Genomic DNA, 13,352 nt, shown 5'->3' on the forward strand with positions numbered 1-13,352 from the left:
TACTAGGCCGCGTCGGGAAGGAGGCCGGAAGCGCCCTCCCCGATGCCGAGGTGGTCCACGGTGCCGGCGGTGACGAAGTCGCCGAGGGCCGCGACGGCGGCGATCTGGCCCTGGGTGAACCCGGCGTTGTCGACGGTGGCGACGCGCCCGGTGTCGTCGGCGCGGATGGTGGCGATCGGGTTGCCGTCGCCGGCGGAGGACATGGCGCCGTAGACGGTCGGGGCGTCGGCCGCGAACTCGTTGGTGACGGTGATCATGCCGGTGTTGCGGACCTCGGCGTCGGAGTCGGTGAAGCCGGCGCCGGCCAGGACCAGGACGCCGTCGGCGGCGCCGGTGGGGGCGGCCTCGACGGTGAGCAGCTGGAGCTCGGTCAGGGCGGTGGTGACGGTGGTGATGTCGCCGGGGGCGATCTGGACGGGCGCGCCCGCGACCTTCCCGGTGGTGACGGCCGCGAGGACGTAGCTCATGGCCTGGACCCCGTCGTAGGTGACCGGGGTGGTGACCGTGGCGGGGGTGGTGGTGTCGACGAGGTCGACGAGCTGGTCGGCGTTGGCCGGGTCGAAGAAGTCGTCGAGGATCGACACGCGGCCCGAGACGGTCGCGCCGGCGTGGCCGAGCATCTCGACGGCGCCGTCGACCGCGGCGGTGTCGGCGCCGGGGAGGGCGACGACGAGGATGCTGCGGCCGGCGAGGCGGCCCGCGAGGTAGGCGGGGGCGACCTCGGAGGCGAACTCCTGCTCGTCGCCGAGCTGCTGCTCGAGCTCGGTGACCTGGGCGCGCAGCTGCTCGTTGGAGTCGCGCAGGCCCTGGCTGGTCGACTCCAGCGCCTCCATGGCGGGGCCGTTGAGGGCGGCCGTGCCGAGGATGAGGCCCACGGTGAGGGCGAGGAACACCGCGGTGAGGCTCACCAGGTGGTAGCGGAAGTTGATCACGAGAACAGCCTTTGGATCTGGAAGAGCAGCCCGTCCCACCAGTCGGCGACGACGTCCACGAAGGAGCGGCCGACGGTGGAGATGGCGATGGCGGTGGCCATGGCGGCGAGGCCGGAGACGATGAGCAGCAGGAGGGCGGAGATCGACATGTCCTGCCGGTACAGGCGCGAGACGCCCTTGGCGTCGACGAGCTTGCCGCCCACGCGCAGGCGCGTGAGGAAGGTCGAGGCCATGCCGCCGCGGCCCTTGTCGAGGAACTCGACCATGGTGACGTGGGTGCCGACGGCGCAGATGAGCTCGGCGCCCTTCTCGTCGGCCATGAGCATCGCGATGTCCTCGGAGGTGGCCGCGGCCGGGAACGGGATCGCGGGCACGCCGAGCTTGTTCATGCGCTCCATGCCGGGGGCGCGGCCGTCGGCGTAGGCGTGGACGACGATCTCGGCGCCGCAGCGCAGGGCGTCGTCGGAGACCGAGTCCATGTCGCCGACGATCATGTCGGGCGTGTAGCCGGCCTCCAGGAGCGCGTCGGCGCCGCCGTCGACGCCCACGATCACGGGCTTGAACTCCCGGATGTAGGGCCGCAGGACGTCGATGTCCTCCTTGTAGTTGTAGCCGCGGATGACGATGAGGGCGTGCCGGCCGCTGAAGTTCGTCTTGACGTCGGGGACGCCGACGCCGTCGAGCAGGAGGTCGCGCTCGCGCTTGAGGTACTCCATGGTGTTGGCGGCGAACGCCTCCAACTGGATGGACAGGCCCTCCTTGGCGGCCTCCATGGCCTCGGCGACCGAGTCGGGCGTCAGGACCGTGCCCGCGGCGATCTCGGTGCCGCCCAGCAGGATCCGGCCGTCCTCGACGGCGACGGTCTTGCCTTCGCGGACCTTGTCGAAGATCGCGTCGCCGACGTCGTCCACGAGGACGATGCCGGCCTTGACGAGCACTTCGGGGCCGAGGTTCGGGTAGCGGCCGGAGATCGACTTCGACGCATTGACGACGACGGCCACGCCGGTGCCGACCAAGGTGTCGGCGGCGACCCGGTCGAGGTCGACGTGGTCGATGATCGCGACGTCGCCGGGCTCGAGCCGGCCGCACAGCCGCTTCGTACGGCGGTCGAGGCGGGCGGTGCCGACCAGCCGTCCATCGGAGGAGTCGCCCTCCTGGTTCCGCCCGGGCAAACGCAAGCTAGGTACACGCATCGTGCATCATCATGCCATCTGGTGGCCGCGCCCCGTGCGACGGCGCGCCGCCCGGGGACGATAGGCCCTCTCGTCTCTAGGACTTCATCTTCGCAGCCTCGGCCAGGAGCTCCTCGGCGTGGGCCACGCCCAGGTGGGAGTCGGGCATGCCGGCGAGCATGCGAGCAAGCTCACGCGCGCGGGCGGCGTCGTCGACCACGCGCACGCCGGAGACGGTGACCGCGCCCGAGGTGTCCTTGGAGACGACCAGGTGGCGGTCGGCGAACGCGGCGACCTGCGGGAGGTGGGTGACGACCAGGACCTGGTGGCGGCGCGCCAGCTTGGCGAGGCAGCGGCCGATCTCGATCGCGGCGCCGCCGCCGACGCCGGCGTCGACCTCGTCGAACACCAGGACCGGGGGCCCGCCGATCTCGGCGAAGACCACTTCGATGGCGAGCATCACGCGGGAGAGCTCGCCGCCGGAGGCGCCCTTGTGCAGGGCCGCGGGGACGGCCCCCGGGTGGGGGCGCAGGAGGAGTTCGACCTCGTCGGCGCCGTCCTCGGACGCGCCGGAGACGGACGTCTCGACGGCGAGGTCGACGGTGCCGCGCCCGGCCGGGCGGGGCTCGACGGCGGCCACGACCTCGGCGTGCGGCATGGCCAGGCCCTTGAGCTCGGCCGAGACCGCGGTGGAGAACCGCTCGGCGGCGGCGCGGCGCGAGGCGCGCAGCTGGGTGGCGAGGTCGGCGGCGCGGGCGGTGAGCTCGGCGTGCTGGGACTCGAGCTCGGCGACGCGCTCGTCGGAGACGTCGAGCTCGCCCAGGCGCTTGGCGGCGTTCTCGGCCCAGGCCAGGACGCCGGGCAGGTCCTCGGCGTACTTGCGGTAGAGGGTCTTGAGCGCGGCCTGGCGCTGGTAGATCTCCTCCAGGCGGCGCGGGTCGGCCGCGAGGTCGTCGAGGTAGGACGAGAGGTCCACGGCGGTCTCGGCGAGGATCGCGCCGGCCTCGGCGAGGCGCTCGGCGAACTCCGCGAGCTTGGGGTCGGAGTGGGCGTCGTGCTCCAGGGCGCGGGCGGCCGAGCCGACGGTGTCGGTGGCGCCGCCTTCGCCGGTGGTCGGGTCGCCGGTGATCGCGCCGTGCGCGGTGGCGGCGGCCAGGCGCAGCGCCTCGGCGTTCTCCAGGCGCAGGGCCTCCTCGGCGAGCTCGGCCTCCTCGCCCTCCTGCGGGTCGACGGCGGTGATCTCCTCCAGGCCCAGGCGCAGCAGGTCGGCCTCGCGGGCCATCTCGCGGGCGCTGGTGCGCAGGCGCGACAGCTCGGCCGCGCAGGCGCCCAGCTCGCCGAAGACGGCGCGGTAGGCGTCCAGGACCTTGCCGTGGTCGGCCCCGGCGAAGCGGTCGAGGGCGGCGCGCTGCTCGGCGGGCTGGAGCAGGCGCATCTGGTCGGACTGGCCGTGGACCGAGATCGCGAGCTCGCCGAGTTCGGCGAGGACGCCGACGGGCGCGGAGCGGCCGCCGACCCAGGCCTTCGAGCGGCCCTCGTTCGAGACCGAGCGGGCCAGCAGCAGCTCGCCGTCCTCGAGGTCGGCCCCGGCCTCGATGGCGCGCTCGCGCAGTTCGAGCGCGGCCTCGGCCACGGCGAAGCGGCCCTCCACAAGGGCCCGGTCGGCGCCGATGGGGGCACGGGAGGCGCGACCGCCGAACAGCAGACCCAGACCGGCGACGACCATGGTCTTGCCGGCGCCGGTCTCACCGGTGATGCAGGTCAGGCCGGGGTCGAGCGGCAGGGTGGCGTCAGCGATCACGCCCAGGTTCTGGATGCGAAGCTCCTCCAACACAGTTCAAGACTGTACTCGCACGGACCGACAACGGCCCTCCCAGACGGGCGCGAGGAGGGCTAGATCCGGCCGTGTCGCCAACCGTCAACGGGCAGAGAGAGTTTCGACACCAGCCGGGAGGCGAAGGGCCGCGCGGACATGCGCACGAGCCGCACGGGGCGCTCGGCGCGGCGGATGGTGACGGTCGACCCGGCCGTCAGGCGGGTGAGCTCCTTGCCGTCGGCGATGAGCGCGCCCTCGGTGCCGACCGACTCGACGCCGATGCGGATCTCCGAAGAGGAGTGCACGACCATCGGCTTGGCGAACAGGGCGTGCGCGTTCATGGGGACGACGACCAGGGCGTCCACATCGGGCCAGACCACCGGGCCGCCGGCGGACATCGCGTGTGCGGTGGAGCCGGTCGGGGAGGCGACCGCGACGCCGTCGCAGCCGTAGCGGGAGATGCGGGTGCCGTCGATCTCGATGAACAGCTCGAGCATCCGGGCCGGCTCGGCCTTCTCCACGGCGATGTCGTTGAACGCCCACGAGCGGTGGAGCTCGCCGTCGGTGCCCACGGCCTCGACCGCCAGCGCGGTGCGCTCCTCGACCGAGTAGTCGCCTTCGAGCAGGCGCGAGACGACGGTCTCGAGCTCGCCGGTCTCGGCCTCGGCGAGGAAGCCGACCTTGCCGAAGTTGACGCCGAGCAGGGGCACGTCGGCCTCGGCGGCGAGCCGGGCCGAGCGGAGGACGGTGCCGTCGCCGCCGAGCGCGAGCACGAGGTCGGCGGTGGCGGCCGGGCCGTCGCCCTCCTCGACGACGAGCAGGGCGTCGGGGCGGCGGAGCGTGCGCATCTCGCCGGTGAGGATGCGGACGGCGACTCCGGCGGAGCGGAGGGCGGCGGCGAGCTTCTCGGCGAGTTCGGCGACGTCCTCGCGGAGCGGGTGCGTCACGACCAAGACGCGGCCGGGCTTTTCCTGCGACCCCACTCGCGCTCCTTCACAGACGGCTACAGGGCCTCGAACTGTACACCGCACGCGGTCACGCCCGGTATCGGCGAGCATACCCGAGAGAACGGTTGCCGAACCGGGTTCCGGCGCGAACCCCTGCCGTTCGCCTTCGCTTGGGAGACAGGCCACTCAGTGGTCCCCAGCGGGCGGTTGCATTGGGGCACAATGTGTCCCCAATGCCAACCAACCGCATTGGAGCACCCATGGCGACACGACGCCAACTTCTCGGATACGCCTCGCTCACCGCCGCCGCGGCGGCCGGGCTCACCACCGTCGGGCCGCGGGCCGCGGCCGCGGACGGCGCGGTCGTCCCCGCCCTCGTCATCGGCACCGGCTACGGGGCGGCCGTCTCGGCCCTGCGCCTGGCCGAGGCCGGCGTCCCCGTGACCATGCTCGAGATGGGCCGGCTGTGGAGCGAGCCGGGCGAGGACGGCAAGGTCTTCTGCTCGATCACCGCCCCCGACAAGCGCAGCATGTGGTTCCGCGACCGCACCGAGGCCCCGCTCGCGAGCTTCCTGTGGCTCGACGTCGTCAACCGCGACATCGAGCCGTACCCGGGCGTCCTCGACCGGATCGACCACGGCGACATGTCCGTCTACGTCGGGCGCGGCGTCGGCGGCGGCTCGCTCGTCAACGGCGGCATGGCCGTCGTGCCCCGCCGCGACTACTTCGCCGAGGTGCTGCCCGGGGTCGACGCCGACGCGATGTACGACCGCTACTTCCCGCTCGCCCAGACGGAGCTGCGCGCCAACACCATCGACCCCGACTACTACGCCGAGTCCGAGTTCTACCGGTTCAGCCGCCAGGCCGCGGCGCAGGCGGAGGAGGCCGGGTTCACGACGGTGTTCGTGCCGGGCGTCTACGACTTCGAGTACATGCGCCGCGAGGAGGCCGGCGACGAGACGCCCTCGGCCCTCGCCTCCGAGGTCATCTACGGCAACAACCACGGCAAGATGAGCCTCCCGAAGACGTACCTCGCGAAGGCGCTGGGCACCGGCCTGGTCACCATCGCCGCCCGGCACGAGGTGCGCCGCATCGAGCAGGACGCCGACGGGAACTACACCGTCACCGTCGAGCACCGGGACGACGCGAACGAGCTGGTCGAGACCAAGCGGATCACCGCCCGGCACCTGTTCCTGGGGGCCGGGAGCCTGGGCACCACCGAGCTGCTGCTGCGCGCCCGCGACACCGGCGACCTGCCTGCACTCGACGACGCGATCGGCCAGGGCTGGGGCCCGAACGGGAACGTCATGACCGCCCGCGCCAACCACGCGTGGGAGCCCACCGGCTGCAAGCAGTCCACGATCCCGGTCATGGGCATCGACGACTGGGACAACGCGGCCGCGCGCGTGTTCGCCGAGATCGCGCCGATGCCGGCCGGCCTGGAGACGTTCGTGAGCCTGTACCTGGCGATCACCGACAACCCCGAGCGCGGCCACCTCACGTACGACGCGGCGGCCGACCGGGCCCTGCTGCACTGGACCGCGGCGCAGTCGGCGACCGGCACGGCCAAGGCGAAGTCGCTGTTCGACGCCATCAACCGGGTGCACGGCACCACGTACCGGCGCGACCTGTTCGGCGGCAACCGGGCCTTCGCGGACGACTTCTGCTACCACCCGCTCGGCGGCGCCGTCCTCGGCGAGGTCACCGACGAGTACGGCCGCCTGAACGGCTACGAGCGGCTGTACGTGACCGACTCGGCGCTCATCCCCGGCTCGATCGGCGTCAACCCGCTGGTGACGATCACCGCGCTGGCCGAGCGGAACCTGGAGGCGATCATCGCCGCCGACCTGGTCTAGGGCCGGTCCTGCGTCAGGCCGGCCGGGAGCGCGACGGTCCGCCTCCCGGGCAGCGCTCGGGCACTGGCGGCGGGCGGTCATACTCGGTGCCGACGCAGGCGCGGGGGCCAGGCCTCCGGCAGGGAGGCAGGAATCATGAAGCAGCCGCAGCGGGCCCGGGCGGTCCAATGGCACCTCACCGCGGACGGTTCGGCGGTCCAGGCGTACCCGAAGGCCCTCGACCACACCGACCCGAAGCGGGAGGCGCCGAAGGGGCTGAAGTACGTCCGCTACGCGACCACGCGGCGCCTGGCGCTGGCGGACCTGTACGCCTTCGAGGAGGCCCTCGACAGGACCGTGGCGCGCGACGGCCGCGTGTCCTCGGCGGCGGCCCTCACGGGTGTGATCGGGCTGGCCGCGATGATCGTCGGCTGGATCGTCCTCCCCGCGATCGGCGTGGACGGCGCCTGGACGCAGATCCTGCGCGTCGCCGCGATCCCGGTCCTGGTGGTCGGGGTCGCGGGGGTGATGTTCACGCCCGGCCTGACGGCCCGCAGGATCGATGGCCTCCGGGCCGACGCGGGCCTGGACGTCTCCACCTTCGAAGTCCTCAAGGAACCCGACGCCCTGGCCCTGCTCCACGCCCCGGGGACGGTCTCCGGGCCCGGCATCGCGGGCGGCTAGGGCCTGCGGATCGTCGAACCATGGTCGCGGCGATGACCGGGCTCGCGCGGGAGGCGGCCGAAGCCGTGCACAGGAATTCCTAGGCCGGGCCGGCGGCGACCGCGGCGTCGACCGCTTCGCGGGTGACGGGCTCGCCGCCGGTCTGCATGCGGCAGAAGAACTCCACGTTGCCCTTGGGGCCGGGCAGGGGGCTGGCGGCGACCGCGGTCGTGGTCCAGCCGAGGCCCTGCGCGGCCTCGACGACGTTCCAGACCGCGTCGGCGCGCTGGGCGGGGTCGGCGACGACGCCGCCGGCGCCGACCTGGCCCTTCCCGACCTCGAACTGGGGCTTGACCATCGGGAGGATGAGGCCGGTGGGCTTGGTGCAGGCCGCGAGCGCGGGCAGGACGAGCGCGAGGGAGATGAACGACAGGTCCCCGACCGTCAGGTCCACCTGGCCGCCGAGCTGCTCGGGGGTGAGGTGGCGGACGTTGGTGCGGTCGTGGACGCGCACGCGCTCGTCGGTCTGGAGCTTCCAGGCGAGCTGGCCGTAGCCGACGTCGACGGCGAGGACCTCGGCGGCGCCGCGGCGCAGCAGGACGTCGGTGAAGCCGCCGGTGGAGGCGCCGGCGTCGAGGACGCGCAGGCCCGCGGGGTCGACGCCGAACGCGTCGAGGGCGCCGATGAGCTTGTGGGCGCCCCGGGAGACGTAGTCGTCGGCGTCGCCGACCAGGCGGATCGAGTCGTCGCCGGTGACGCTCGTGGCGGCCTTGGTGGCGGGGATGCCGCGCAGGTGGATGCGCCCGGCCGCGATGAGTTCGCGGGCGTGCTCGCGGGAGCGGGCGATCTTGCGGCGGACGAGTTCGGCGTCGAGTCGGTAGCGCGTCGGCATGGGCGCGGTCGCAGGCTTTCTAAGGCGGTGGTGTCAGGCGTCGTCGACGTTGCTGAGGATCTCCGAGAGGCGCTGCTGGACGCCTTCGAAGACGGCCACGTGCTCGGTGACGGCCAGGTCGGGGAGCGCTTCGAGCCGGGCGAGGGCCTCCTCGACCTCGGCGGCGACGTCGTCGGCGTCCTCGCTGGGCTTCAGGCGGGCCGCGAGGGCCCCCGGGTTCGGCGCGTCGCTCATGCGTCCCCTTCCTCGTCGCCGCGGTGCTGCGGGGCGGCGGGGGCGTCGGCGGCGGGCGCGGGGGCCTCGGCGGGGGCCGGCGGCTCGGCCGGGTTCGCGGTGTGCGGCGCGGCCGCGGACTCGGCGCGCGGCTCGGCGAGCTTGGCAGCGGAGGCGGCGGCCTCGGCTTCGGCGAGGCGCACGCGCAGTTCGCGGATCTGCTCCTCGGAGTGCTCCAGGCGCAGGTTGAGGTCGTCGAGGTCGGCCTGGGTGGCGACGCCCATGCGGGTGAGGCCGGCGTCGAGCTCGGCGCGGATCAGGCGGCCGATGTCGTGGACGGTGCGGCCGCCGTGCTCGCGCAGCCGCTGGGCGCCCTCGCGGGCGCTCTCGCCGCCCGAGCGCAGGTCCTCGCGGACGCGGTCGGCGAATTCGCGGGCGCGGCGGGCGGGCTCGCCGGCCATGCCGAAGACGGTGTCGAAGGTGGCGCGGGCGCTTCCGGACATGTGCTCCCACTCCTCTCGAAGTCTGCCAGGTTCCCGGGACGGGCTCGTACGCCCTCAACGGTACTGCCAAGCTACCTGTGACCGGTCGCGGCCGACGTGCCGTACTGGTCGGTAACATACTGGAGGGCGCACTGCCGCGCCCGCGCCGATCGAGACAGGAGGGCCACATGGCCACCATCGACGAATGCCGCACCGCTCTGGAGCAGTTCGCGGACAACCTCGCGTCCAACCCGAAGACGGTCAAGAAGCTCACCGGGTTCGAGCGGGCGCTGGCGGCCGACATCAAGGACCTGGACGCCTCGTTCAACGGCCGCTTCGAGGGCGGCAAGCTCGTCGGCATCACCGACGGCGACAACCCCGACGCCGAGATCCGCATGATCGTCGGCTCCGACGACCTCCTCAAGCTGGTCGCCGGCGAGCTCGACTTCATGAAGGCGTTCACCGGCGGCCAGGTGAAGATCAAGGCGCCCATGATGGACCTGATGAAGCTGCGCCAGGTCCTCTAGGGCCGCTTGGTCTCCGGATGGGGACCGCCCTGCGGCGTAGGGTGCGCGGGCGCGGGCCGTGAGGCCCGTCCCGCCCCCCTGCGGGCCGTGGACGGTCAAATGCGTCCCGGTCGGACGCAACAGCATTCAGGCCACGTTGTAATCTCTGCGCAGCCGACCTCGCAGCCGAGCGGGTCGAGCTTCCAAGCACTATCGGGAGGACCGCATGGCCACTGTTGACGAAGTCCGCAACGTGTTGGAGAAGATGGCGGGCAAGGTCGCCAAGAAGTCCGACGAGCTCAACCTTGAAGACGACTTCGAACGCACGCTGGCCGTCGAAGTCACCGACCTGGGCCAGGCGTTCAGCGCCAAGCTCGCCGGGGGCAAGCTGACCGACCTGCTCGACGGCGACGCCGCCGACGCCGAGGTCCGCATCATCATCGGCTCCGACGACCTGATCGCCCTGTCGAAGAAGGAACTCAAGCCCGCCAAGGCGTTCCTGACCGGCAAGGTGAAGATCAAGGCGTCCGTGAAGGACCTGGCGAAGCTGCGCAAGGCCCTCAAGGTCGACTAGTCCCCCAGGGTCTGCGAGACGACGAAGCCCGGACCGCGGCAGTCCGGGCTTTTCGCTTGCGTCGGGCCGTCAGCCGGCCAGGAGCTTCTCGGCGGCCTCGCCGACCGCGACCGGCGAGCGGGCGCTGTCGTATCCGGCCATGTCGGCTGCGGCCCAGCTCAACTCGCACAGGGCCCGCCAGCCGTCGAGCTCGTCGCCCGAGCCGCTGAGCAGGATCTCGCCGCCTTCGAGGACCGCGGTCCAGCCGCCGCACCCGATGCGGTCGACCTCGTCGTTCCAGTCGGGCTCGGGGTGCGGCTCGGTCAGGGCCGCCAGGTTCCAGCCGAGGTACGTCGGGCGCTCCTCGGGCTTCAGCCGCAGCGCCAGGCGCGGCGTGACCACCCCGGTGAACACCAGGAGCGAGTCGATGCCGGCCCGGTTCGCGCCCGCGATGTCCGAGTCGGGGCGGTCGCCGACCATGATCGCGCGCCCGCCGGGCTTGCGCGCCATGGCGAGCCGGTAGATCGGCTGCTCGGGCTTGCCGGCCACGAAGTCGGGGCCCTGCCCGAGCGCGGTCTGCACCGCGCCGACGAGCGCGCCCATGCCGGGCAGCGGACCGTCCGGAGTGGGCAGTGTCGCGTCGAGGTTCGCCACGGCCCAGTAGGCGCGGTTGCGCACCGCGATCGTGGTGTCGGCGAGTGAACGCCAGGTCGTCTGCGGCGTGTACCCGAAGGCCACCGCGGCGGCGGCCTTCGGGTCGTCCACGATCCGCAGCCCGGCGTCCTCCACGGCCGCTCGCAGCGCGTCGGAACCGGTCACCAGGACGGTGCCGCCCGTGCCGATCCGGTCGAGGATGCCGGAGGCGACGACCTGCGCCGAGGTGAGCACCTGGTCGGCCTCGGCCGGGATGTCCATGCCGCGCAGGGACTCCGCGACGGTCTCGGGGCTGCGGGAGGCGTTGTTCGTGACGAACACCGGGTCGCAGTCGAGGCCCGGAAGGGCCGCGAGGGTCGCGGCCGCTTCCGGGATCGGTTCGTGCAGCAGGTACACGACGCCGTCGAGGTCGAGCAGCGCCAGGTCGTAGGCGCGGGCGAGTGCCTCAGGGGCGCCTTTCAGTCGGGTCATCGGACTCCTCAGCGTCGGGGTTCGCCTGGTCGGCCGCGGGGGTGGGCCACTCGCGCGCATCGCGCGGAGCCTCGGACTCGTCGTCCGCGTCCTCGACGTCGTCGTCGCGGTCGCGGTCGTCCTCGCGGTCGTCGCGGTCGAGGTCGTCGTCTACCTCGTCCTCGTCGTCGTACTCGTCGAGGTCCTCGCGGTCGTCGAGGTCGTCGTCCTCGTCGTCGCGGTCGAGGTCGTCGTCCTCGTCGTCCTCGTCGAAGTCGTCGTCGTCATCCTCGTCGTCTTCGAGGTCGTCGTCTTCGTCCTCGTCGTCGTACTCGTCGTCGAGTTCGTCCTCGAGCTCCTCGAAGTCGATGCCCTCGAGCTGGAGCAGGCGCTCGGCGGCGCCGGTCTCGCCCTCCTCGTCGGCGGCGACGGCCTTGGAGAGCCACTCGCGGGCCTCGTCCTCGCGGCCGTCGGCCAGCAGGCCCTCGGCGTAGGCGTAACGCAGTCGCGCCACCCACGGCTCGGTCTTCGGCGAGTTGAGCGCGCCGACCTTGAGCATCGCGGTCGCGGCCTCGCCCATGCCCATGTCGCGGCGGGCGCCGGAGGCGACGATGAGGAGCTCCACGCGGACCTCGGGATCGACGCTCTCGTCGGAGCCGAACTCGCGGTACAGGTCGATCGCGCGCTCGGGGTGGCCGAGGGCGCGTTCGCAGTCGGCGATGAGCGCCACGTGGTCGTGGGTGCCGCCCAGGCGCTGCGCGGCGCGCAGCTCGTTGACGGCCAGCTGCCACTCCTCGGCCCCGTACGCGGCCACGCCGGTCACCTCGCGCACGATCGCGACGCGGGAGGCCTTGCGGCGGGCGTAGCGGGCCTGCTCGAGCGCGCCCTGGACGTCGTCCTCGGCCAGCAGCGCGGCGGCGGCGAGGAGCCGGTTGCCGACGGCCTCGGCGAGCTGCTTGTTCAAGCTGCGCAGGCCCTCGCGGGTCTCCTTGTCGAGCTTGTCGAAACCGTACTCGACCCCCTCGGGCAGGTCGGGGGCCTGGTCGGACTCGCCCATGCGGATCGGGCCCTCGTGGCCGGCCTCGCGCTCCTCCAAGGGGCGCAGGCGGTCCTTGCCGCGGCGTTCCTGGCCGTCGCGGCCGAAACGGTCGTCGCGGTCCCGGTCGTCGTAGCGGCGCGGGCCGCGGTCCTCGCGGTTGAACCCGCCCCGGCCGCCACCGCGGTCGTCGCGGAAGCCGCGCCCCCCGCGGTCGTCGCGGTCGAACCGGCGGGGTCCACCGCGGTCGTCGCGGCGCGGGCCGCGGTCGTCACGGAATCCACCGCGGTCGCCGCCGCGGTCACCGCGGTTGAAGCCGCCGCGGCTGTCGCCGTCGCGGCGCGGGCGGTCGTCGCGGTCGAACCGGCGCGGCCGGTCGTCCCGGTCGAACGTGCGGGGCCCGCGGTCGCCGCCGCGGTCGCCGCCGCGGTCGCCGTCGAAGCGGCGCGGACCGCGGTCGTCGCGGCTGTAGCCGCCGCGGTTGCCGCCGCGGTCGTCGCGGTTGAACCCGCCCCGCTGGCCCCCGCGGTCGTCGCGGTCGAAGCGGCGCGGGCCGCGGTCGTCGCGGAACCCACCGCGGTCGCCGCCGCGGTCGTCGCGGGCGTAGCTGCCGCGGCCGCCCCGGTCGCCGTAGCCGCGGTTGCCGCCGCGGTCGTCGTAGCGGCGCGGGCCGCGGTCGTCGCGGTTGTACCCGCCCCGGTCGTCGCCGTCGCGGCGCGGCCGGTCGTCCCGGTTGCCTTCGAAGCGGCGCGGCCGGTCGTCCCGGTTGAAGCCGCCGCGGTCGTCGCGGTTGAACCCGCCCCGCTGGCCCCCGCGATCGTCGCGGTTGTACCCGCCGCCGCCCTGGCCGCGGTTGTAGCCGCCGGAACCGCGGTTGCCGCCGCGGTCGTCGTAGCGGCGTGGGCCGCGGTCGTCGCGGTTGTACCCGCCCCGGTCGTCGCCGTCGCGGCGCGGCCGGTCATCGCGGTTGCCCTCGGAGCGGCGCGGCCGGTCGTCCCGGTCCTCGTACCGCCGCGGGCGGTCGTCGCGGCCTTCGCTGCGGCCGTAGCCGCCCCGGTTCCCGCCCCGGTCGTCCCGGCGGTCGTACCCGCCGCCCCGGCCCGAACGGTCGCCGTAGCCGCCGCCCTCGCGACGGCCGTAGCCGCCTCGTCGGTCTTCTCCACCCTTGCGGGCGCGGCCGTCTTCAGCCACGTGCGTCTCC

At 73.4% G+C, this 13,352-nt stretch carries 13 protein-coding genes; 4 read left to right on the forward strand and 9 right to left on the reverse strand.

Going from position 1 to position 13,352, the window contains the following annotated elements:
• Window positions 1-2: 2 nt before the first annotated feature.
• The 4 genes from EIW28_RS01405 to EIW28_RS01420 form a co-directional block, all read right to left on the reverse strand.
• On the reverse strand, window positions 3-932 hold the full coding sequence (locus EIW28_RS01405; protein ID WP_158630246.1) for a copper transporter: 930 nt from the start codon (window positions 930-932) through the stop codon (window positions 3-5).
• A complete protein-coding gene (gene steA, locus EIW28_RS01410; protein ID WP_232013761.1) occupies window positions 929-2,110 on the reverse strand; it encodes a putative cytokinetic ring protein SteA in 1,182 nt (393 codons plus the stop codon). The genes EIW28_RS01405 and steA overlap by 4 nt, the downstream gene beginning before the upstream one ends.
• A gap of 91 nt (window positions 2,111-2,201) precedes the next feature.
• On the reverse strand, window positions 2,202-3,938 hold the full coding sequence (recN, locus tag EIW28_RS01415; protein ID WP_125245937.1) for a DNA repair protein RecN: 1,737 nt from the start codon (window positions 3,936-3,938) through the stop codon (window positions 2,202-2,204).
• Window positions 3,939-3,997: 59 nt separating this feature from the next.
• Entirely contained in the window at window positions 3,998-4,903 is a 906-nt protein-coding gene (locus EIW28_RS01420) for an NAD kinase (RefSeq protein ID WP_232013762.1), read from the reverse strand.
• Between the two features lie 224 nt (window positions 4,904-5,127).
• Here EIW28_RS01420 and EIW28_RS01425 point away from each other — a divergent pair, with 224 nt between their 5' ends.
• Both EIW28_RS01425 and EIW28_RS01430 read left to right on the forward strand, forming a co-directional pair.
• Window positions 5,128-6,723: a GMC oxidoreductase gene (locus EIW28_RS01425; RefSeq protein ID WP_125245939.1), complete on the forward strand. Its 1,596-nt coding sequence runs from the start codon at window positions 5,128-5,130 to the stop codon at window positions 6,721-6,723.
• Between the two features lie 135 nt (window positions 6,724-6,858).
• Window positions 6,859-7,386 (forward strand): hypothetical protein, encoded by a 528-nt coding sequence (locus tag EIW28_RS01430; RefSeq protein WP_125245940.1) that lies wholly within the window; start codon window positions 6,859-6,861, stop codon window positions 7,384-7,386.
• A 79-nt stretch (window positions 7,387-7,465) separates the two neighbouring features.
• On the opposite strand, the gene EIW28_RS01435 is transcribed toward EIW28_RS01430, so the two are convergent.
• Genes EIW28_RS01435 through EIW28_RS01445 form a run of 3 tightly spaced genes read right to left on the reverse strand, consistent with a single transcriptional unit; the run spans window position 7,466 to window position 8,973 of the window.
• The gene (locus tag EIW28_RS01435; protein WP_125245941.1) at window positions 7,466-8,257 is read right to left on the reverse strand and encodes a TlyA family RNA methyltransferase; all 792 of its coding nucleotides are present in this window, start codon (window positions 8,255-8,257) and stop codon (window positions 7,466-7,468) included.
• Between the two features lie 33 nt (window positions 8,258-8,290).
• Window positions 8,291-8,491: a hypothetical protein gene (locus EIW28_RS01440; RefSeq protein WP_125245942.1), complete on the reverse strand. Its 201-nt coding sequence runs from the start codon at window positions 8,489-8,491 to the stop codon at window positions 8,291-8,293.
• A complete protein-coding gene (locus EIW28_RS01445) occupies window positions 8,488-8,973 on the reverse strand; it encodes a hypothetical protein (RefSeq protein ID WP_125245943.1) in 486 nt (161 codons plus the stop codon). The genes EIW28_RS01440 and EIW28_RS01445 overlap by 4 nt, the downstream gene beginning before the upstream one ends.
• Window positions 8,974-9,140: 167 nt before the next feature.
• Between EIW28_RS01445 and EIW28_RS01450 the strand changes: the two genes are divergently transcribed.
• Both EIW28_RS01450 and EIW28_RS01455 read left to right on the forward strand, forming a co-directional pair.
• Window positions 9,141-9,479 carry an SCP2 sterol-binding domain-containing protein gene (locus EIW28_RS01450; RefSeq protein ID WP_125245944.1) on the forward strand — a complete coding sequence of 113 codons (339 nt, stop codon included), beginning with the start codon at window positions 9,141-9,143 and terminating at the stop codon, window positions 9,477-9,479.
• Window positions 9,480-9,684: 205 nt separating this feature from the next.
• Window positions 9,685-10,032: an SCP2 sterol-binding domain-containing protein gene (locus EIW28_RS01455; protein ID WP_125245945.1), complete on the forward strand. Its 348-nt coding sequence runs from the start codon at window positions 9,685-9,687 to the stop codon at window positions 10,030-10,032.
• 69 nt (window positions 10,033-10,101) lie between these two features.
• On the opposite strand, the gene EIW28_RS01460 is transcribed toward EIW28_RS01455, so the two are convergent.
• Together EIW28_RS01460 and EIW28_RS24590 are read right to left on the reverse strand one after the other, a co-directional pair.
• Window positions 10,102-11,136, reverse strand: coding sequence for an HAD-IIA family hydrolase (locus EIW28_RS01460; protein WP_158630247.1), 1,035 nt, complete (start codon window positions 11,134-11,136; stop codon window positions 10,102-10,104).
• Entirely contained in the window at window positions 11,111-13,342 is a 2,232-nt protein-coding gene (locus tag EIW28_RS24590) for a hypothetical protein (RefSeq protein ID WP_158630248.1), read from the reverse strand. Before EIW28_RS24590 ends, EIW28_RS01460 begins: the two co-directional genes overlap by 26 nt.
• Between the last annotated feature and the right edge of the window lie 10 nt (window positions 13,343-13,352).

The sequence above is a fragment of the Glycomyces terrestris genome, assembly GCF_003933745.1.
Classification (GTDB): Bacteria; Actinomycetota; Actinomycetes; order Mycobacteriales; family Micromonosporaceae; genus Glycomyces; species Glycomyces terrestris.